Source organism: Streptomyces sp. TRM68416 (genome assembly GCF_014596915.1).
Classification (GTDB): Bacteria; Actinomycetota; Actinomycetes; order Streptomycetales; family Streptomycetaceae; genus Streptomyces.
Map to the genome: position 1 here is coordinate 164734 of NZ_JACVWU010000020.1, position 19551 is coordinate 184284.

Genomic DNA, 19551 nt, shown 5'->3' on the forward strand with positions numbered 1-19551 from the left:
CTGGTGTCGATCGGTGATCAGACGGCGAGCGCCTGGGCGCGGCGCTTCACCTCCGTACCGCGATTCTCGCTGAGGGCCTGCGCGGGGGTGCCGGGCAGGCTGTCGTCGGGGGTGAAGAGCCACTCCAGCATCTCTTCGTCGGTGAAGCCGTCGTCCCGCAGGAGTGTCAGGGTCCCGGACAGGCCCTTGACGACCTTGTCCCCGTCGATGAAGGCGGCGGGGACGTGCAGCGCCCGGTTCTCACCACGGCGTACGGCGATGAGCTGGCCCTCCTTGACCAGCTGCCGCACACGCGTCACCTCGACACCGAGCATCTCTGCGATGTCGGGGAGGGTGAGCCAGGCGGGGACGAGAGCATCGATCTTTGCGTCAATCTCGGTCACGATGACAAGCCTGCCATCCCGCACTGACAGTCGGAAGCCGGGCCCGTCCGACCAGGGACGACACGGGGGCGGCGTGGAGACGCCACGGGGGCGGCGCGGGGCCGACACAGGGACGTCACCCGGACGAAAGCCCGCTACGCCACCGCGACCTTCAGCGGCCTCGCCGGGTCCGTCAGCAGTTCCGGGTCCATCCGTGCACCGGCCTCGATCAGCCGCCGCCCCTGGGCCAGGTCCCGGGGCCGCCCCACCGCCAGCAGGGCCACCAGGCGGCCCTCGCGCAGCCAGCAGACCGTCCAGGCCGGGCCGGACGGGTCGCCGCGCCACAGGGTGCTGTCGGCCGACGCGTGATGACCGGCGTACTGGACGAAGCGGCCGAACTGCTCCGACCAGAAGTACGGCACCGGGTCGTAGCCGGACGGGGTCTCCCCGATGATGTTCGCGGCCACCGTGCGCGGGCCCTGGAGGGCGTTGTCCCAGTGGTGGACGAGGAGGCGCTCGCCGTACCTCGCGGACGGGAAGGAGGCGCAGTCGCCGACGGCGTAGACGTCCGGCACGGAGGTGCGCAGGTGGTCGTCGGCCACGACCTCGCCGTGGCGGCCGAGCTCGATGCCCGAGCCCGCGAGCCAGGCGGTGGCGGGGCGGGCGCCGATGCCGACCACGACGGCGCCCGCGGGCAGCCGCGAGCCGTCGTCGAGGACGACCGCGCCGGGCTCGACGTGCGCCACGCGCGCGTGGGTGCGCAGTTCCGCCCCGCTGTCGGCGTACCAGCCGGTCATCGGGGCGGCCACCTCGGCGGGCAGCGCGCCCGCGAGCGGCCGGTCCGCGGCCTCGACGACCGTCACCGCGCAGCCCGCCTCGCGCGCGGCGGTGGCGAACTCGGCACCGATCCAGCCCGCGCCGACGACCACGATGTCGTGCTGTCGGGCGAGCACGGGCCGCAGCCGTTCCGCGTCGTCCAGGGTGCGCAGCAGATGCACCCCGGGCACGCCCTCGGCGCCCGGCAGCCGGATCGGTTCGGCACCGGTGGCCAGCACCAGCACGTCGTACGGGACGGGCCCGGCCCCGGTGCCCAGCTCGCGGTCGGCGGGCCGCACGCCCAGCACCTCGCGGCCCAGCGCGAGGTCGATGTCGAGCGCCTCGAAGTCCACGTCGAAGGCGGAGCCCTCGGCCTTGCCGAGCAGCACAGCCTTGGACAGCGGAGGCCGGTCGTAGGGCTGGTGCGGTTCGGCGCCGATCAGCGTCACCGGGCCGGCGAATCCCTGTTCCCGCAGGGCGACCGCGGTCTGTACGCCGGCCATGCCCGCGCCCACCACGACCACCCGCCGCTGCGCCTGCCTCTGCTCGCTCACCTGATCACCATAGACAACTGACAATCTGTCAGTCAGCCGTCGTGCTCCGTGACCTGCTCCACAACGCTGGTCCCGCTGCCCGGCTGCGACTCCCACTCCCAGCTCTCCTCCAGGCGCAGCCGCCCGTCGGGGAGTTCGACGACCGTGGACGCGCAGTGCCCGGACGACGTCGTCCCGTCCCGCTTGAGCTGCACGTACCGGAAGTCCAGCCGGTCCCCCTGTCGCGTACCGACCAGATGACCGCGTACGACATCGCCGCCCGCGTACTCGGCCCAGATCTCCCCGTCCTTCTCGTGGTAGGTGAAGCGGGTCCGGGTGCCCACCTGACCCGGCGCCTGGTCGGCCACCGGGGCCAGGACGAGATTGTCGAGCGAGCGGGCCATGGGCAGAGGCTCCCTTACTGAGACATACGACGTCGGGCTAGGGTGGCCAACGTAAAGCACTCGCGGGAGCCCGGACGCACCGGGCTGAGAGGGAGGCTGGCGGCCTCCGACCGTACGAACCTGATCCGGGTCATGCCGGCGAAGGGAGGGGCTGGACGCCCATGTCGCCTACGCGTACGTCAGACGTTCTCGTCCTGGGGGGCGGGATCATCGGGCTGGTCACGGCCTGGCGGGCCGCCCAGCGCGGGTTCGCCACGGCGGTGGTGGACCCCGAACCGGGCGGGGGTGCCGCCCAGGTGGCCGCCGGGATGCTGGCCGCCGTCACGGAACTGCACTACGGCGAGCAGACCCTGCTCGGCCTGAACCTGGCCTCGGCCCGCCGCTACCCCGACTTCGCGGCCGAGCTCGGCGAGCTCACCGGCCACGACCTCGGCTACCGCCGCTGCGGCACGCTCGCGGTCGCACTGGACGCCGACGACCGGGCCCACCTGCGCGAACTGCACGTGCTGCAACAGCAGTCGGGCCTTGAGTCGGAGTGGCTGTCCGGGCGGGAGTGCCGGCGCCTGGAGCCGATGCTCGCGCCGGGCGTGCGCGGCGGGCTGCGGGTGGACGGCGACCACCAGATCGACCCGCGGCGCCTGGCCCGGGCTCTGATGGCCGCCTGCGAGCGGGCCGGTGTGGTGTTCCACCGGGTGTGGGCCGAGCGGCTGTCCGTCCTGCGGGGCCGGGCGGCCGGGTGCGTGACGCGCGACGGCACCGCGCTGGGCGCCGGTCAGGTGGTCCTCGCCGCCGGCAGCCTCAGCGGCCGCCTGGCGGGCGTCCCGGACGATGTGCTGCCTCCCGTACGGCCGGTCAAGGGGCAGGTGCTGCGGCTGACCGTGCCGAAGCGCCACGCGCCGTTCCTGAGCCGCACCGTGCGGGCCGTGGTGCGCGGCAGCCAGGTCTACCTGGTGCCGCGGGAGAACGGCGAGCTGGTCGTCGGCGCGACCAGCGAGGAGCTGGGCTGGGACACGACGGTGACCGCGGGGGGCGTGTACGAGCTGCTGCGCGACGCGCACGAGCTGGTGCCCGGCATCACCGAGCTGCCGCTGACGGAGACGCGCGCGGGGCTGCGTCCCGGCTCCCCCGACAACGCGCCGCTGCTCGGCCCGACGGAGCTGGAGGGGCTGCTGCTGGCCACCGGGCACTACCGCAACGGCGTGCTGCTCACCCCCGTCACCGGCGACGCCATGGCCCACGCCCTGGCCTCCGGCGAACTCCCGGACGAGGCCCGCCCCTTCACCCCGAAGCGTTTCAGCACCACGGCACTCACGGAGCAGCCCGCATGAACATCTCGGTCAACGGGGAGCGGCGGGAGATCGCGCCGGGCACGGCCCTCGACACACTCGTGCAGTCCCTCACCGCGGCCCCCTCCGGCGTGGCCGCCGCCCTCAACGAAACCGTCGTCCCGCGCGCGCAGTGGCCCTCGACCCCCCTCTCCGAGGGAGACCGCGTCGAGGTCCTCACCGCCGTCCAAGGAGGCTGAACCATGGCCGACGATCCCTTCGTCCTCGCCGGTGCGTCCTTCACGTCCCGGCTGATCATGGGCACCGGCGGGGCGCCCAGCCTGGAGGTCCTGGAGCGCGCGCTGGTGGCCTCCGGTACGGAGCTGACCACGGTCGCGATGCGGCGGGTGGACCCCTCGGTGCACGGCTCGGTGCTGTCGGTGCTGGAGCGGCTGGGCATCCGGGTGCTGCCGAACACCGCGGGGTGCTTCACGGCGGGCGAGGCCGTGCTGACGGCCCGCCTCGCGCGCGAGGCGCTCGGCACCGATCTGATCAAGCTGGAGGTCATCGCCGACGAGCGGACCCTGCTGCCGGATCCGATCGAACTGCTGGACGCGGCGGAGACGCTGGTGGACGACGGGTTCACGGTGCTGCCGTACACCAACGACGACCCGGTGCTGGCGCGGAAGCTGGAGGACGTCGGCTGTGCGGCGATCATGCCGCTGGGGTCGCCGATCGGGTCCGGGCTCGGGATCCGCAATCCGCACAACTTCCGGCTGATCGTGGAGCACGCGCGCGTGCCGGTCATCCTGGACGCGGGGGCCGGTACGGCGTCGGACGCGGCGCTCGCGATGGAGCTGGGGTGCGCGGGTGTGATGCTCGCCTCGGCGGTGACGCGGGCGAAGGAGCCGGTGCTGATGGCCGACGCGATGCGGCACGCGGTGGAGGCGGGGCGGTTGGCGTACCGGGCGGGACGGATTCCCAAGCGCCATTTCGCCGAGGCGTCCTCTCCTGCGGAGGGCCGGGCCGTGCTTGATCCTGAGCGTCCTGCGTTCTGAGCGGCGCTGCGGTCCCGCTGCGTCTCCGATCCGCACACCACCCGTTTCCAGTGGGTCGCGAAGTGGGCCCCTCTCCTGTGGGGGTTGAACGCCGTCGGCGGCCGGCCCCGCGTGGGTTGCGTCACAGGTCGGCTGCAGTCCCGGTGCAATCCTGCCCGAACCGGCGGGGCTGTCAGTTGCTGCTCGTACACTCACCTGCGTGGATACGACCCTTCAGGACCCTCTGGTCGGGCAGGTGCTCGACCGCCGCTATCGCGTCGAGGCGCGGATCGCCGTCGGCGGGATGGCCACGGTCTACCGGGCCGTGGACACCCGCCTCGACCGGGTCCTCGCGCTGAAGGTGATGCACCCCGCTCTCGCGGCCGACGGCACCTTCGTGGAGCGGTTCATCCGGGAGGCCAAGTCGGTGGCCCGGCTGGCGCATCCCAACGTCGTGCAGGTCTTCGACCAGGGCACCGACGGGTCGTACGTCTACCTCGCCATGGAGTACGTGGCCGGCTGCACCCTGCGGGACGTGCTGCGCGACCGGGGGGCGCTGCAGCCGCGGGCCGCGCTGGACATCCTGGAGCCGGTGCTGGCCGCGCTCGGCGCCGCGCACCGCGCCGGTTTCGTGCACCGGGACATGAAGCCCGAGAACGTCCTCATAGGGGACGACGGCCGGGTCAAGGTCGCCGACTTCGGGCTCGTACGGTCCGTGGACACCGTGACCAGCACCACCGGTGCCGTGCTCGGCACCGTCTCCTACCTCGCGCCCGAGCAGATCGAGCAGCCCGGCGCCGCCGACGCCCGCGTCGACGTGTACGCGTGCGGTGTCGTGCTGTACGAGATGCTCACCGGCGAGAAGCCGCACGACGGGGACTCCCCGGCGGTGGTGCTCTACAAGCATCTGCACGAGGATGTCCCACCGCCCTCGGCCGTCGTGCCGGGGCTGCCGTACGAGCTCGACGAGCTGGTCGCGTCGGCCACCGCGCGCACCCCCGAGGTCCGCCCGCACGACGCGGTCGCGCTGCTCGGCGAGACCCGCCGGGCGCGCGGTGCGCTGAGCGCGGACCAGCTGGACGCGGTGCCGCCGCAGGCGCTGTCCACGGAACACGACAACGCCGACGACCGCACCAGCGTGATCCCGCGTTCGCTGACGGTGCCCCGTCCGCTCCCGGTCAACGAGGACGAGGAGCAGCAGCAGTTCCACCGCACCAGCCGGCTGGAGACCCCGCCGCCGCTGCCGCCCCGGCGCCGCCGGGTCGCCGTACCGCGGCGCGGCCCCCTCGCAATCGTGGTCGCCGTCCTGCTGGTCCTCGGCGTCGGAGCGGGCGTCTGGTACATCAACTCCGGCCAGTTCACCCAGGTCCCGGCACTGCTGACGAAGACGGAGGCCGAGGCGAGGGACCGGCTGGGCGAGGCCGGTCTGGACGTCGGCAAGGTCGAGCGCGCCTACAGCGACACCGTCAAGCGCGGCCGGGTCATCAGCACCGACCCCGCGGCGGGCAGCCGCATCCGGGACAACGGCTCGGTGAACCTGGTCGTCTCCCGGGGCCCGGAGGTCGTGAAGGTCCCCGACCTGGAGGGCTACCGCCTGGACAAGGCGAAGGCCGTGCTGAAGAGCGAGGGCCTCGAGCCGGGCATGGTGACGCGGGAGTTCAGCGACAGCGTCGCCAAGAACGCCGTGATCTCCACGAACCCCGAGGCCGGTACCGAGCGCCGTTCGGGCTCCGCGGTCGCGCTGGTCGTCAGCAAGGGCATCCCGGTCGACGTGCCGGACGTCACCGGCGAGACCCTGGCGGACGCGAGGGCCGAGCTGGAGGCGGCCGGTCTGCAGGTCCGGGTCGCCACCGAGCAGGTCAACTCCTCCGAGTACGACAAGGGCGAGGTCGCCCAGCAGACCCCGGAGGCCGACAGCCAGGCGGTCAGGGGCGACACGGTGACGCTGACGCTGTCCAAGGGCCCGGAGATGGTCGAGGTGCCGGACGTGGTCGGCGACAGCGTCGGCGACGCGAAGGCGGCGCTGGAAGCCGCCGGCTTCGAGGTCGACGAGGACCGCGGCCTGCTGGGCCTGTTCGGCGACACCGTCAAGAGCCAGTCGGTCGAGGGCGGTCAGACGGCTCCCAAGGGCTCGACGATCACCATCAAGATCCGCTGAAGGCGCACCTGGAGATCCGCCGACGGGGCGCTCCCCAGGCCATGGCACCCTGATCAGGTGACCATCGAGCAACTCCGCAACCCCGTCGGCGGCCATGTCCCCGTGGCCGGCGGTCTGAACTCCGTGGGCCTGGCCTACGCCCGTGACCTCAAGGCCGAGACCGTGCAGGTCTTCGTCGCCAACCCGCGCGGCTGGGCCACGCCCGCCGGCAACCCGCGGCAGGACGAGGAGTTCCGCGCGGCCTGCGCGGCCGAGTCGATCCCGGCGTACGTCCATGCCCCGTACCTGATCAACTTCGGTTCGCACACCGAGGCGACGGTCGAGAAGTCGGTGGAGTCGCTGCGCCACTCGCTGCGGCGCGGACGAGAGATCGGTGCGCGGGGTGTGGTGGTGCACACGGGCAGCGCGACCGGCGGACGGGACCGCTCCGTCGCCCTGAAGCAGGTGCGCGAGTACCTGCTGCCGCTGCTCGACGAACTGACCCACGACGACGACCCGTACCTGCTGCTGGAGTCCACCGCCGGGCAGGGCTCCTCCCTGTGCTCGCGCACCTGGGACTTCGGGCCGTACTTCGAGGCGCTGGACGCCCATCCGAAGCTGGGCGTGTGTCTGGACACGTGCCACATCTTCGCCGCCGGGCACGACCTGACCGGCCCGGACGGCATGCGTCAGACGCTCGACCTCCTCGTCGACACCGTCGGCGAGGGCAGGCTGAAGCTGATCCACGCCAACGACTCCAAGGACGTGGTGGGCGCGCACAAGGACCGGCACGAGAACATCGGCGTCGGCCACATCGGCGAGGACCCGTTCCGCGCCCTGATGACCCACCCCGCCACCGAGGGCGTACCGCTGATCATCGAGACGCCCGGCGGCAAGGAGGGGCACGCGGCGGACGTGGAGCGGCTGAAGAAGCTCCGCGAGAGCTGACTCAGAGCTCGGGCCCGTCCCCGGGCTGCTCCTGGTACGAGTAGCGCTGCTCCCGCCACGGGTCGCCGATGTTGTGGTAGCCGCGCTCCTCCCAGAAGCCGCGGCGGTCGGCGGTCATGTACTCCACGCCGCGGACCCACTTGGGGCCCTTCCAGGCGTACAGGTGGGGGACGACGAGGCGGAGCGGGAAGCCGTGCTCCGCGGTGAGCAGTTCGCCGTCCTTGTGGGTGGCGAAGATGGTGTCCGCGGCGGCGAAGTCCGCGAGGCGCAGGTTTGAGCTGAAGCCGTACTCGGCCCACACCATCACATGGGTGACGGCGGGCGCGGGCGGGGCGATCTCCAGGATCGTCCGCGCCGGAATGCCGCCCCACTCGGCCCCGAGCATGCTGAACTTCGTGACGCAGTGCAGATCGGCCACGACGGTCTTGTACGGCAGGGCCGCGAACTCCTCGTGGTTCCAGCAGTGCTTCTCGCCGTCGGCGGTGGCCCCGAAGACCCTGAACTCCCAGCGCTCGGGGCGGAACTTGGGGACGGGCCCGTAGTGGGTGACCGGCCAGCCGCGCTGCAGTCGCTGCCCCGGCGGAAGCTCCGGCTGTCCCGCTCCTCCAGATTCGCTCTCCACCGGCTGACCCATGTCTCCATCCTGACAGACCCGAAGCAGTGCACAGGACCAGCCCCACTCCAAACCGTGCAAATTGGACTAAGCATGCACTTACTTACTAAGTGAAGACTTACTGGACGATCTTCGATGCCGGTGCAAGGATGCGGCGCATTCCGCCACTTCCCCCGCTTGGAAGGAGCCTCTGCGATGCAGGGCGACCCCGAGGTCATCGAATTCCTGAACGAGCAGCTCACCGGCGAGCTCACCGCGATCAACCAGTACTTCCTGCACGCGAAGATGCAGGAGAACTTCGGCTGGACGAAGCTCGCCAAGTACACGCGGCACGAGTCGTTCGACGAGATGAAGCACGCGGAGGTGCTCACCGACCGGATCCTGTTCCTCGAAGGGCTGCCCAACTACCAGCGGCTCTTCCACGTCCGGATCGGGCAGACGGTCAAGGAGATGTTCGAGGCCGACCGGATGATCGAGGTGGAGGCGATCGACCGCCTCAAGCGCGGCATCGAGGTCATGCGCGCCAAGGGCGACATCACCTCGGCGAACATCTTCGAGTCGATCCTCGAGGACGAGGAGCACCACATCGACTACCTCGACACCCAGCTGGAACTGCTGGAGAAGCTCGGCGAGCCGCTCTACATCGCGCAGCTGATCGAGCAGCCGGAGAGCTAGGCGGCCGCGTCCGGGCGACGTGTCTAGGCGGCTTCGTCGAGCTCGGCGAGGACCGGCTGGCCCTGGTCCGCGAGCTCACGGCGAGGGCACGCGCCCCGGCCCAGGATCGCCTGGATGCGCCGTACGCACGACCCGCAGTCCGTACCCGCCTTGCAGGCGGAGGCAATCTGGCGAGGGGTGCAGGCACCGTCCGCCGCGTGCTTCTTGACCTGCTGCTCGGTGACGCCGAAGCAACTGCAGACGTACACGCGGTTCACCTCCCGCCGGGATTGAAAGGCCGTGCCATCCCGATTGATCGGTGAGGCTAACCTAACCTTACCCGGCATGCAGGAGCCATAAAAGTGGCGTGGGGCGCGGATCGTATGTGATCCGCGCCCCACCGCGCTCTTGCGTAACAGCCGAACCGGCTACTGGTCCCTGTACATCTCCGCGACCAGGAAGGCCAGGTCAAGGGACTGGCTGCGGTTCAGCCGCGGGTCGCAGGCCGTCTCGTAGCGCTGGTGCAGGTCGTCGACGAAGATCTCGTCGCCGCCGCCCACGCACTCGGTGACGTCGTCACCGGTGAGCTCGACATGGATGCCGCCCGGGTGGGTGCCGAGGCTCTTGTGGACCTCGAAGAAGCCCTTGACCTCGTCGAGCACGTCGTCGAAGCGGCGGGTCTTGTGGCCGGAGGCCGCCTCGAAGGTGTTGCCGTGCATCGGGTCGGTCACCCAGGCCACCGTGGCACCGGACGCCGTGACCTTCTCGACCAGCTCGGGGAACTTGTCGCGGATCTTGTCCGCGCCCATCCGGACGATGAAGGTCAGCCGGCCCGGCTCGCGCTCCGGGTCCAGACGGTCGATGTACTGCAGCGCCTCCTCGGCCGTCGTCGTCGGGCCGAGCTTGATGCCGATCGGGTTGCGGATCTTCGAGGCGAACTCGATGTGCGCGTGGTCCAGCTGCCGGGTGCGCTCACCGATCCACACCATGTGCGCGGAGACGTCGTACAGGCTGCCCGTGCGGGAGTCGACGCGGGTCAGCGCGGTCTCGTAGTCGAGCAGCAGCGCCTCGTGCGAGGAGTAGAACTCGACCGTCTTGAACTCCTCCGGGTCGGCCCCGCAGGCGTGCATGAAGTTCAGCGCGTTGTCGATCTCGCGGGCGAGCTGCTCGTAGCGCTGGCCGGACGGGGACGACTTCACGAAGTCCTGGTTCCAGGCGTGCACCTGGCGCAGGTCGGCGTAGCCGCCGGTGGTGAAGGCGCGCACCAGGTTCAGCGTGGAGGCGGAGGCGTGGTACATCCGCTTCAGCCGCTCGGGGTCCGGGACGCGGGCGGCCTCGGTGAAGTCGAAGCCGTTGACGGAGTCGCCGCGGTAGGTCGGCAGGGTCACGCCGTCGCGGGTCTCGGTCGGCTTGGAGCGCGGCTTGGAGTACTGACCGGCGATCCGGCCGACCTTCACGACCGGCACGGAGGCGGCGTACGTGAGGACGGCGCCCATCTGGAGCAAGGTCTTCAACTTGTTGCGGATCTGGTCGGCCGACACCGCGTCGAAGGCCTCGGCGCAGTCGCCGCCCTGGAGAAGGAACGCCTCTCCCTTGGCGACGGCCGCCATCCGGGCGCGCAGCTGGTCGCACTCGCCCGCGAAAACGAGCGGCGGATACGACTCGAGGTCCGCGATCACTGCGCGCAGAGCCTCGGTGTCGGGGTACTCGGGCTGCTGCGCCGCGGGCAGGTCTCGCCAGGTGTTGCCAGCGCTCGCGCTGGTCTTAGCGTTCACGGTCACGACGTCAACATTACGGGCTTGTGTCCGCGGTCCATTCCCTGGCTCACCAAGTGAGACACAGCTCGCTCACCCGGAGTCCCTCATGCGCTAGAGTCGGCGCATGTTCGCGCACTCGACCCAGATCCAGAACTGGTGGTGGACCGCTTCTCCGGCGGCCCACTGACTGCGCGTACGCAAGACTTCGCGAAGGCCGCCCGAGGGGCGGCCTTCGGTGTTTCCCGGGGTCCGTTCCTCCCAGTGAACTCTCACGAGAAGGAAACGGACCCATGCAGCTGCTCGACCTGCTCGACGATCCCCGCCCGTTCGCCCTGTTGCGCCGCCGCACCCCCGGCCGCGACCACGACGTGATCGAGGTGCTGATCGGCGAGGTCACCGCCCACGACCGCCTCGCAGACCTCCCCGACGAGGGCCTCGCGCTCGTCCCGTTCCGCCAGATCCGCGAGCGCGGCTTCGACGTCCGCGACGACGGCACACCGCTGTCGGTGCTGCTCCCGGAGGAGACGTACGAGGTTCCGCTCGCCGATGCCCTGGCGCAGCTCCCGGCCCATGACGTGCGTGTCGAGCGGGGTGGTTTCGACGTCGGTGACGAGGAGTACGGCGAGATCGTCGGGCGGGTGCTGCGGGAGGAGATCGGGCGGGGCGAGGGCGCCAACTTCGTGATCCGGCGGACGTACGAGGGGGAGATCGCGGGGTTCTCCCGTAGCGATGCCCTCGCCCTGTTCCGGCGGCTGCTGGACGGCGAGCGGGGCGCGTACTGGACGTTCGTCGTGCACACCGGGGACCGGACGCTGGTCGGGGCCAGTCCGGAGGTGCACGTCCGGATGTCCGGCGGGACCGTCGTCATGAACCCGATCAGCGGGACGTACCGCTATCCCGCCGAGGGCCCGACCCCCGAGCATCTGCTCGGCTTCCTCGCCGACGGCAAGGAGATCGAGGAGCTGTCGATGGTCGTCGACGAGGAGCTGAAGATGATGTGCACGGTCGGCGACATGGGCGGAGTCGTCGTCGGGCCGCGGCTGAAGGAGATGGCCCACCTCGCGCACACCGAGTACGAGCTGCGCGGGAAGTCCTCGCTGGACGTCCGGGAGGTCCTGCGGGAGACCCTGTTCGCGGCCACCGTCACCGGCTCCCCCGTGCAGAACGCCTGCCGGGTGATCGAGCGCCACGAGGTGGGCGGGCGCGGCTACTACGCGGGCGCGCTCGCGCTGCTCGGCCGGGATTCCGGCGGCGCCCAGACCCTCGACTCCCCCATCCTCATCCGCACCGCCGACATCTCCGCCGACGGCCGGCTGCGCGTCCCGGTCGGCGCGACCCTGGTCCGCGGCTCGGACCCGGCGGGCGAGGTCGCCGAGACCCACGCGAAGGCGGCGGGGGTGCTGGCGGCGCTGGGCGTACGGCCGTCCCGGCCGCGTGCGGAGGGCAGCCGCCCCCGGCTGGCCGACGACCCGCGCGTGCGGGCCGCACTCGACGGGCGCAGGGCCTCGCTCGCCCCCTTCTGGCTGCGGATGCAGGAGCGGGCCGGGGAGCTGACCGGGCACGCCCTGGTCGTCGACGGCGAGGACACCTTCACGGCGATGCTCGCGCACGTGCTGCGCTCCGGCGGTCTTGAGGTGACCGTCCGGCGCTACGACGAGGAGGGGCTGCGGGAGGCGGTCCTGGCGCACGAGGGGCCGCTGGTGCTCGGTCCCGGGCCGGGCGACCCGTCCGACACCGCCGACCCCAAGATGCGGTTCCTGCGCGCCCTGACCGCCGAGGCCCTCCGCAGCCACCGGCACGGCGTGCTCGGGGTCTGTCTCGGGCACGAGCTGATCGCGGCCGAGCTGGGGCTGGACATCGTACGGAAGGAGGTGCCGTACCAGGGGGCGCAGACGGAGATCGACCTGTTCGGGCGGGCCGAGACGGTCGGCTTCTACAACAGCTTCGTGGCGCGCTGCGACGACGAAGCGGCCGCGGAGCTGGCCGCGCACGGCGTGGAGGTCAGCCGGAGCGCGTCGCACGAGGTGCACGCGCTGCGCGGGGCGGGGTTCGCGGGGGTGCAGTTCCACCCCGAGTCGGTGCTGACGCTGGACGGCGCCGCGATCGTCCGGGAGCTGGTCGGTCAGCTGCGCGGCACCAGCACGTTCTCCGAGCGGCGGCCCTCCGTGTAGTCGAGGACGTTCCGCACCGTGGTGTCGATGATCTGGCCTACGGCGTCCGCGGTGTAGTACGCCTGGTGGGACGTGACCAGGACGTTGGGGAAGGTGACCAGGCGGGCCAGGGTGTCGTCCTCGACGGCCTCCAGGGACTTGTCGAGGAAGAACAGGCCCGCCTCCGCCTCGTAGACGTCGAGGCCGACGCCGGTGAAGCGGCCGGCGCGCAGTTCGGTGACGAGGGCCATGGTGTCGATGAGGCCGCCGCGGCTGGAGTTCACCAGGATCGCGTCGCTCCGCATCGCCCTGAGCGCGGCCGCGTCGATGAGGTGCCGGGTCTCCGGGAGCAGCGGGACGTGCAGGGTGATCAGGTCGGACTCGGCCAGGAGCTGGTCCTTGGGGACGTACTTCATGCCGAGTTCCACGCAGGCGGGGTTCTCGGCGACGTCCCAGCCGAGCAGTCTCATGCCGAAGCCGTGGGCGATCCGGGCGAAGGCCTCGCCGATCTTTCCGGTGCCGAGGATGCCCGCGGTGCGGCCGTGCATGTCGCGGCCCATCAGCCCGTCGAGCCGGAAGTCGAAGTCGCGGGTGCGGGTGGAGGCCCGGACGATACGGCGGTTGACCGCCATGGCGAGGGTCCAGGCGAACTCGGCGACCGAGTACGGCGAGTAGTACGAGACCCGGGCCACCGTCATGCCGACGCGCTCGGCCACGTCGAGGTCGATGTTGTTGAAGCCGGTGGAGCGCTGGGCGATCATCCGGGTGCCGCCGGCCGCGAGGATCTGCAGGACGCGCGGGCCGAGGTCGGCGTTGACGCTGGTGGAGACGATCTCGTAGCCGGCCGCGATCGGGGCGGTGTCCTCGTTGAGGAAGACGTCCAGGCAGCGCACGTCGTGGTGACCGGCGAAGGCCTGCTCGATCAGGGGCTTCTCGTCCGCCTGGACACCGAAGGCGAGGATCTCCACGGCTGCTCCCGTTTCATAGGGTTATGGGCCGAATATACGGCCCACAACCCCCGGGTGCCGTGTCAGCCGAAGAACACTCCGACCTCGTCGTAGAGCTTGGGGTCCACCGTCTTCAGCTTCCTGGTCGCCTCGGCGATGGGCACGCGCACGATGTCCGTGCCGCGCAGGGCGACCATCTTGCCGAAGTCGCCGTCGTGGACGGCCTCGACGGCGTGCAGTCCGAACCGGGTGGCGAGCCAGCGGTCGAAGGCGCTGGGCGTGCCGCCCCGCTGGACGTGGCCGAGCACGGTCGTACGGGACTCCTTGCCCGTGCGCTTCTCGATCTCCTTGGCCAGCCACTCCCCCACGCCGGACAGCCGCACATGCCCGAAGGAGTCCAGCGACTCGTCCTTGAGCACCATGTCGCCGTCCCTCGGCATGGCACCCTCGGCGACGACCACGATCGGCGCGTACGAGGCCTTGAAGCGGGAGGTCACCCAGGCGCACACCTGCTCGGTGTCGAAGCGCTGCTCGGGGATGAGGATGACGTTGGCGCCGCCCGCGAGTCCGGAGTGGATGGCGATCCAGCCGGCGTGACGGCCCATCACCTCCACGACCAGGACGCGCATATGGGACTCGGCGGTGGTGTGCAGCCGGTCGATGGCCTCCGTGGCGATGCCCACGGCGGTGTCGAAGCCGAAGGTGTAGTCGGTGGCGGAGAGGTCGTTGTCGATCGTCTTCGGTACGCCGACGCAGGGCACCCCGTAGTCCTGCGACAGTTGTGCGGCCACGCCCAGTGTGTCCTCGCCGCCGATCGTGATGAGGGCGCCCACCTCCTGCTTGGCGAGGGTCTCCTTGATGCGGCGGATGCCGTTGTCGTGCTTGAGCGGGTTGGTGCGCGAGGAACCGATGATGGTGCCGCCGCGCGGCAGGATGCCGCGCACGGCGGGGATGTCGAGACGCACGCTGTCCCCTTCGAGCGGACCGCGCCAGCCGTCCCGGAAGCCGACGAAGTCGTAGCCGTACTCCTGCACGCCCTTGCGGACGATGGCCCGGATGACGGCGTTGAGCCCGGGGCAGTCGCCGCCTCCGGTCAGTACTCCGACCCGCATGGAAATATCCCTTCGCCGCGGTTGCCTGACACGGCTCACGCTAATGGTGATCCAGGTCACATTGGGATGGGCGGGAAGGGCAATTCCGGTGAAACGTCGGGCTGTTGGTTTACCCGACGTCAAGTCCGAGGGGCGCTCACTCCTCGTCGAGGCCGCGCTCTATGGCGTAACGCACCAGCTCGACGCGGTTGTGCAGCTGCAGCTTGCCGAGCGTGTTCTGGACGTGGTTCTGCACCGTGCGGTGCGAGATGACCAGGCGTTCGGCGATCTGCTTGTAGCTCAGGCCCTTGGCGACCAGCCGCAGCACCTCGGTCTCCCGGTCGGTGAGGCGCGGGGTGCCCGGCTGGTCGGCGTCCTGCGCGGCGGGCGCGGGCTCGGAGGCGAGGCGGCGGTACTCGCCGAGGACCAGGCCGGCCAGCCCCGGGGTGAACACCGGGTCGCCCAGCGCCGTACGGCGCACCGCGTCCAGCAGCTCCTCCGTCGAGGCCGACTTCAGCAGATAGCCGGTGGCGCCCGACTTCACCGCCTCCAGGACGTCGGCGTGCTCGCCGCTCGCCGACAGGACGAGGACGCGCAGGGCGGGGTTGTGGCCCACGAGTTCCTTGCAGACCTGGACGCCCGGCTTGACGGGCAGGTTCAGGTCGAGGACGAGGACGTCGGGGGCGGCGGCCTTGGCGCGGCGCACCGCCTGCTCGCCGTCGCCGGCGGTGGCGACCACGTCGAAGCCGTGCTCGGCCAGGTCGCGGGCGACGGCGTCGCGCCACATGGGGTGGTCGTCGACCACCATCACCTTGATCGGGCCGCTCGGTCGCTCGCTCATCGCATCCCCCGTGACATCTGCTTCGGTACCTTCAGTTCGACTTCGGTGCCCTGCCCGGGCACGGAGATGAGGTCGGCGCTGCCGCCGAGGTCGCGCAGCCGTCCCCGGATGGAGAGGGCCACCCCGAGCCGTCCCTCGCCCTCGGCCTGCGCGAGCCGCCCCTCGGGGATGCCGGGGCCGTCGTCGCGGACGGTCACGATCACCTCGTCGGGCTCGTCCTCCACGAGGATCCACGCGCGCGCGTGCTCCCCGGCGTGCCTGCGGACGTTGTCCAGGGCGGCCCCGACGGCCGCGGCCAGCTCGCGCGCGGGGGCCGGGGGCAGGAGGACGGGGGCGCCGGGCTCGGCGAGGTTGACCCGCGATCCGGCGTACGGGGCGAGCAGCGCGCGCAGGTCGAGCGGGCCGTCGGCGTCGTCCGGCTCGTCCGGCTCCTCCACGGCCCGTACGACCGCCCCCTCGGCCACGTCCTCCGACACCCGGGAGACGGGCGTCAGGCCGCCGGAGACCAGCGTGCGCAGCGCCACCTCCTGCTCGCCGGCCAGCCGGCCCAGCTCGGCCGCCTCACCGCCGATGACGGCGCCGCGCCGCTGGACCATGGCGAGGACCTGGAGCACGCTGTCGTGGATGTCCCGGGCCAGCCGCTCGCGCTCGCGGGTGGCGGCCTCGATCTCCAGGGCGCGGGCGAGGGTGCGCTCGGAGGCGCGGGCGACCTCGACAACGTAGCCGATGGCGATGGAAGCGACCCAGACCAGGATCACGGCGTGGACGGTGTCGCGGGCCGGGGAGCCGCGGTGCACCAGGTTGGCGACGGCGACCAGCGTGGAGGCGAAGGCCGCCCAGCGCCAGCCGCCCTTGATGGCGAACGCCAGCACCGAGCCGGCCGTCCATATCGACGGCAGTGTCGGACTGCCCGTCTCGATGTGTTCGGCCGAGTCGGCGACCCGGGTGAGCAGGATGCCGACCAGCGCGATGGTCAGGTCGGCGGTGAGGAACCGCTTGGTGCAGGCGGCGGCGCCGGAGACCTTGGGCAGCGTCGCGAACGTCCATACGGTCAGGACGGCGAAGTAGGCGATCGCGACCCAGGGCCGGGCGAACTCGTCGTAGGCGCTGACGAACAGACCGATCGCGTACAGCAGGGTCAGGACCCGGTATCCCCTGAGCGCACGCCACAGCGGCTGCTCGACCGACATCCTCGTCACCGTCTCGCGCTTGGCCACACCTGGCTCCCCCCGGCCCGCCCCGTCCCGCCCCGGACTGGCGCGTCTAGGACTCGGACTTCTCCTTTTCGGCCGGATTCTTCCCGGCCTTCGCGAGCGCGGCCTTCGCCGCCTTCTCGGCTTCCTTCTCGGCCTTCGCCGCCTCCGCGATCTGCCGTTTGGCGGCGGTCGCGTACATGTCGACGTACTCCTGGCCGGAGAGCTTCATGATCTCGTACATGACCTCGTCGGTCACCGCGCGAAGCACGAAGCGGTCGTGCTCCATGCCCTGGTAGCGGCTGAAGTCCAGGGGCTTGCCGATACGGATGCCGGGCCGCATCAGCTTGGGCATCACCTGGCCCGGCGGCTGGATCTTCTCGGTGTCGATCATGGCGACCGGGATGACCGGCGCGCCGGTGGCGAGCGCCACGCGCGCGAGGCCGCCGGGCTTGCCGCGGTACAGACGGCCGTCGGGCGAACGGGTGCCTTCCGGGTAGATCCCGAACAGCTCACCGCGCTCGATGACCTCGATGCCGCTCTTGATGGCGGCCTCGCCCGCGCCGCGCGCCCCGGAGCGGTCCACCGGGAGCTGGCCGACGCCCTTGAAGAAGGCGGCGGTCATCCGGCCCTTGAGGCCGGGGGTGGTGAAGTACTCGGCCTTCGCGATGAAGGTGACCTTGCGGTCGAGGACCGCGGGCAGGAAGAACGAGTCGGAGAACGAGAGGTGGTTGCTCGCCAGGATCGCGGCGCCCTCGGCGGGAACGTTCTCCAGGCCCTCCACCCAGGGCCTGAAGGCGAGCTTCAGCGGCCCCCCGATGGATACCTTCATCGCGCCGTACAACAACCGAGTGCCTCCTGTGTCTGTCGATCAGACCTTAACCCGGAGCACTGTCAAAGACTTCGACGGCCCTGGTCGGTGTCAGTGCGGTCGCGTACGGTGAAGTACCTGCAATCGACCTCATGAACAGGAGACCGAAGGTGCCGGTCCTTCCTGGAGCCGAGCCGTACCGCCATGAGGGCGGGGAGGTCGGAGTCCTCCTCTGCCACGGCTTCACCGGTTCCCCGCAGTCGCTGCGCCCCTGGGCGGAGTACCTCGCCGAGCGCGGCCTGACCGTCTCGCTGCCCCTGCTGCCCGGGCACGGCACACGCTGGGAGGACATGCAGCTCACCGGCTGGCAGGACTGGTACGCGGAGGTGGACCGCGAGCTGCGCGCCCTGCGTGAGCGCTGCACGCGTGTGTTCGTCGCCGGGCTCTCCATGGGCGGCGCGCTGGCCCTGCGGCTGGCCGCGAAGCACGGCGGCGCGGTCGACGGCGTGGTGGTCGTCAACCCGGGCAACAAGGTGCACGGCCTGGCCGCGCACGCCCTCCCGGTGGTCCGTCACTTCGTCCGGTCCACGAAGGGCATCGCCAGCGACATCGCCAAGGAGGGCAGCGTCGAGCTGGGCTACACGCGCGTGCCGCTGCACGCCGCGCACTCGCTGCGGGTCTTCTTCCGGATGCTCGACGGTGAGCTGCCGCAGGTCACCCAGCCGCTGCTGCTCCTGCACAGCCCGCAGGACCATGTGGTCCCGCCGGCCGACTCGGCCCGCGTCCTCAGCCGTGTCTCGTCGACGGACGTGACGGAGATCGTGCTGGAACAGAGCTACCACGTCGCGACGTTGGACCATGACGCGGACCGGATCTTCGAGGAGAGCTACGCGTTCATGAACCGGATCGCCCCCAGTCTCGGCAAGGAAGGGACGGCCGTAGGTGGCTGAGCACGACTCCGACCGCGAGGACCGCGAGCCGGACGATCAGGGTGCCCGGTTCGACGAGGACGCGGCCTGGGCGGCGATCGTCGCGGGCTACGGCGAGGAGCCGCCGGACCCGCCCGGTGCCAAGCCGTTCAAGTCCGTCGAGGATCTGGCGCTGCTGGAGGCCGAGCCGAACGACGGTCCGGAGGAGAAGCCGGAGCAGGACAAGCCCGCCACCACCAAGTCACTGGGCAGCTCCGTCGCCTTCGCGCCCGGCGTCGGACCGCGCGACTACACCGTGGCCGAGCCGCCGAACGAGGTCCACCGCGGCGACGACGAGGACGACGAGGGTCACTTCGTCCCGCCGGAGCCGCCGCCCCTGCCCGAGACGGACACGACGGCGAAGTTCGCCTGGCTGGCGGTGATCGGCGGACCACTCCTGCTGCTGATCGCCGTCCTCCTGGGCTGGGACATGGTCTGGTGGCTCACCACCCTCGGCATCGGCGGCTTCCTGGGCGGTTTCGCCACGCTGGTCATGCGAATGCGGACGGGCGACGAGGACGACGACGACCCGGGGCGGGGGGCGGTGGTGTAGCCCGGCGGTCGAACGGCCCGCCACCTGACAGCCCGGCGAACCGGCGAACCGGCGGGCCGACAGCCCCGCAGGCACGGAGACCGACAGCCGGGCAGAGCGACGGGCCGACAGGCCCGGGGCACTGGCAGCCTCGGCCGACCGACGGAACGGCAGGCGGGGCGCACTGGCGGCCTCGGCCGACCGACAGGCCAGCAGGACGCACCGGCAGCCTCGACCGACCGACGGACCAGCACACCCGGCAGCCCTGCGGACCGACAGACCCGCAGACAGGGCGCATCGGCGCACCGGCAGCCTCGGGCGAACCGGCGAGTCCGCGCACCCGGCAGTCCAGCAGGCCCGCGGGCGGGGCGGACCGGCAGGTCCGGCGGATCGGCGGATGTGCGGATCGGTGGATGTGCGGGCGGGTCGGCCGGTCGGCCGGTCGGTGGAGCCGTGGCTCCCCCCCCCCCCCCCCCCCCCCCCCCGGCCCCC

General features: G+C 71.4%; 21 protein-coding genes and 1 riboswitch. Of the genes, 10 read left to right on the forward strand and 11 right to left on the reverse strand.

Going from position 1 to position 19551, the window contains the following annotated elements; all coding sequences use genetic code 11:
• Positions 1-17 precede the first annotated feature (17 nt).
• The 3 genes from ICC28_RS29055 to ICC28_RS29065 form a co-directional block, all read right to left on the reverse strand.
• Entirely contained in the window at positions 18-383 is a 366-nt protein-coding gene (locus ICC28_RS29055; protein WP_086171562.1) for an Rv2175c family DNA-binding protein, read from the reverse strand.
• Positions 384-517: 134 nt separating this feature from the next.
• Positions 518-1732: an FAD-dependent oxidoreductase gene (locus ICC28_RS29060; RefSeq protein ID WP_188291708.1), complete on the reverse strand. Its 1215-nt coding sequence runs from the start codon at positions 1730-1732 to the stop codon at positions 518-520.
• A 32-nt stretch (positions 1733-1764) separates the two neighbouring features.
• On the reverse strand, positions 1765-2115 hold the full coding sequence (locus ICC28_RS29065; protein ID WP_188291709.1) for a hypothetical protein: 351 nt from the start codon (positions 2113-2115) through the stop codon (positions 1765-1767).
• A 52-nt stretch (positions 2116-2167) separates the two neighbouring features.
• A riboswitch (TPP riboswitch) is annotated at positions 2168-2279 on the forward strand.
• Between ICC28_RS29065 and thiO the strand changes: the two genes are divergently transcribed.
• The 5 genes from thiO (at position 2277) to ICC28_RS29090 (ending at position 7502) form a co-directional block, all read left to right on the forward strand.
• A complete protein-coding gene (thiO, locus tag ICC28_RS29070) occupies positions 2277-3443 on the forward strand; it encodes a glycine oxidase ThiO (protein ID WP_188291710.1) in 1167 nt (388 codons plus the stop codon). Its footprint overlaps the riboswitch before it by 3 nt.
• Positions 3440-3640: a sulfur carrier protein ThiS gene (gene thiS / locus ICC28_RS29075; protein WP_188291711.1), complete on the forward strand. Its 201-nt coding sequence runs from the start codon at positions 3440-3442 to the stop codon at positions 3638-3640. The genes thiO and thiS overlap by 4 nt, the downstream gene beginning before the upstream one ends.
• Positions 3641-3643: 3 nt before the next feature.
• Complete coding sequence (locus ICC28_RS29080; protein ID WP_188291712.1) at positions 3644-4438, forward strand: thiazole synthase; 795 nt, start codon at positions 3644-3646, stop codon at positions 4436-4438.
• A gap of 199 nt (positions 4439-4637) precedes the next feature.
• Complete coding sequence (gene pknB / locus ICC28_RS29085) at positions 4638-6575, forward strand: Stk1 family PASTA domain-containing Ser/Thr kinase (RefSeq protein ID WP_188291713.1); 1938 nt, start codon at positions 4638-4640, stop codon at positions 6573-6575.
• 57 nt (positions 6576-6632) lie between these two features.
• A complete protein-coding gene (locus ICC28_RS29090; RefSeq protein WP_188291714.1) occupies positions 6633-7502 on the forward strand; it encodes a deoxyribonuclease IV in 870 nt (289 codons plus the stop codon).
• A gap of 1 nt (position 7503) precedes the next feature.
• Here the strand turns inward: ICC28_RS29090 and ICC28_RS29095 are convergent, their stop codons facing one another.
• A complete protein-coding gene (locus ICC28_RS29095) occupies positions 7504-8136 on the reverse strand; it encodes a sulfite oxidase-like oxidoreductase (protein WP_188291715.1) in 633 nt (210 codons plus the stop codon).
• Between the two features lie 174 nt (positions 8137-8310).
• Here ICC28_RS29095 and bfr point away from each other — a divergent pair, with 174 nt between their 5' ends.
• Entirely contained in the window at positions 8311-8790 is a 480-nt protein-coding gene (gene bfr / locus ICC28_RS29100; protein WP_188291716.1) for a bacterioferritin, read from the forward strand.
• 23 nt (positions 8791-8813) lie between these two features.
• Here bfr and ICC28_RS29105 read toward each other — a convergent pair whose 3' ends face one another.
• Complete coding sequence (locus ICC28_RS29105; protein WP_188291717.1) at positions 8814-9047, reverse strand: bacterioferritin-associated ferredoxin; 234 nt, start codon at positions 9045-9047, stop codon at positions 8814-8816.
• 150 nt (positions 9048-9197) lie between these two features.
• A complete protein-coding gene (locus ICC28_RS29110; RefSeq protein WP_188291718.1) occupies positions 9198-10550 on the reverse strand; it encodes a class II 3-deoxy-7-phosphoheptulonate synthase in 1353 nt (450 codons plus the stop codon).
• A 100-nt stretch (positions 10551-10650) separates the two neighbouring features.
• On the opposite strand from ICC28_RS29110, the gene ICC28_RS41595 reads away from it, so the two are divergent.
• On the forward strand, positions 10651-10713 hold the full coding sequence (locus tag ICC28_RS41595) for a trp operon leader peptide (protein WP_188291734.1): 63 nt from the start codon (positions 10651-10653) through the stop codon (positions 10711-10713).
• 103 nt (positions 10714-10816) lie between these two features.
• Positions 10817-12697: an anthranilate synthase family protein gene (locus ICC28_RS29120; RefSeq protein ID WP_188291719.1), complete on the forward strand. Its 1881-nt coding sequence runs from the start codon at positions 10817-10819 to the stop codon at positions 12695-12697.
• Here the strand turns inward: ICC28_RS29120 and ICC28_RS29125 are convergent.
• The 5 genes from ICC28_RS29125 to ICC28_RS29145 form a co-directional block, all read right to left on the reverse strand.
• Positions 12649-13644 carry a 2-hydroxyacid dehydrogenase gene (locus ICC28_RS29125; RefSeq protein WP_188291720.1) on the reverse strand — a complete coding sequence of 332 codons (996 nt, stop codon included), beginning with the start codon at positions 13642-13644 and terminating at the stop codon, positions 12649-12651. The genes ICC28_RS29120 and ICC28_RS29125 overlap by 49 nt on opposite strands.
• Positions 13645-13706: 62 nt before the next feature.
• Positions 13707-14735 carry a 6-phosphofructokinase gene (locus tag ICC28_RS29130; RefSeq protein ID WP_188291721.1) on the reverse strand — a complete coding sequence of 343 codons (1029 nt, stop codon included), beginning with the start codon at positions 14733-14735 and terminating at the stop codon, positions 13707-13709.
• Positions 14736-14871: 136 nt separating this feature from the next.
• Positions 14872-15555, reverse strand: coding sequence for a response regulator (locus tag ICC28_RS29135; protein WP_188291722.1), 684 nt, complete (start codon positions 15553-15555; stop codon positions 14872-14874).
• Entirely contained in the window at positions 15552-16772 is a 1221-nt protein-coding gene (gene macS, locus ICC28_RS29140; RefSeq protein ID WP_188291723.1) for a MacS family sensor histidine kinase, read from the reverse strand. Before macS ends, ICC28_RS29135 begins: the two co-directional genes overlap by 4 nt.
• Before the next feature lie 46 nt (positions 16773-16818).
• A complete protein-coding gene (locus ICC28_RS29145) occupies positions 16819-17580 on the reverse strand; it encodes a lysophospholipid acyltransferase family protein (protein ID WP_188291724.1) in 762 nt (253 codons plus the stop codon).
• Between the two features lie 149 nt (positions 17581-17729).
• Between ICC28_RS29145 and ICC28_RS29150 the strand changes: the two genes are divergently transcribed.
• Both ICC28_RS29150 and ICC28_RS29155 read left to right on the forward strand, forming a co-directional pair.
• A complete protein-coding gene (locus ICC28_RS29150) occupies positions 17730-18509 on the forward strand; it encodes an alpha/beta hydrolase (protein WP_188291735.1) in 780 nt (259 codons plus the stop codon).
• Complete coding sequence (locus ICC28_RS29155; protein WP_188291725.1) at positions 18502-19080, forward strand: hypothetical protein; 579 nt, start codon at positions 18502-18504, stop codon at positions 19078-19080. Before ICC28_RS29150 ends, ICC28_RS29155 begins: the two co-directional genes overlap by 8 nt.
• Positions 19081-19551: the final 471 nt, after the last annotated feature.

Excerpts from the sequence above, each read along its gene's own strand:
- ICC28_RS29135 (WP_188291722.1), bottom strand. The coding sequence starts at position 15,555 with ATGAGCGAGCGACCGAGCGGCCCGATCAAGGTGATGGTGGTCGACGAC.
- ICC28_RS29080 (WP_188291712.1), top strand. The coding sequence starts at position 3,644 with ATGGCCGACGATCCCTTCGTCCTCGCCGGTGCGTCCTTCACGTCCCGG.
- ICC28_RS29145 (WP_188291724.1), bottom strand. The coding sequence starts at position 17,580 with ATGAAGGTATCCATCGGGGGGCCGCTGAAGCTCGCCTTCAGGCCCTGG.
- ICC28_RS29095 (WP_188291715.1), bottom strand. The coding sequence starts at position 8,136 with ATGGGTCAGCCGGTGGAGAGCGAATCTGGAGGAGCGGGACAGCCGGAG.
- ICC28_RS29065 (WP_188291709.1), bottom strand. The coding sequence starts at position 2,115 with ATGGCCCGCTCGCTCGACAATCTCGTCCTGGCCCCGGTGGCCGACCAG.
- bfr (WP_188291716.1), top strand. The coding sequence starts at position 8,311 with ATGCAGGGCGACCCCGAGGTCATCGAATTCCTGAACGAGCAGCTCACC.
- ICC28_RS29120 (WP_188291719.1), top strand. The coding sequence starts at position 10,817 with ATGCAGCTGCTCGACCTGCTCGACGATCCCCGCCCGTTCGCCCTGTTG.
- thiO (WP_188291710.1), top strand. The coding sequence starts at position 2,277 with ATGTCGCCTACGCGTACGTCAGACGTTCTCGTCCTGGGGGGCGGGATC.
- thiS (WP_188291711.1), top strand. The coding sequence starts at position 3,440 with ATGAACATCTCGGTCAACGGGGAGCGGCGGGAGATCGCGCCGGGCACG.
- ICC28_RS29130 (WP_188291721.1), bottom strand. The coding sequence starts at position 14,735 with ATGCGGGTCGGAGTACTGACCGGAGGCGGCGACTGCCCCGGGCTCAAC.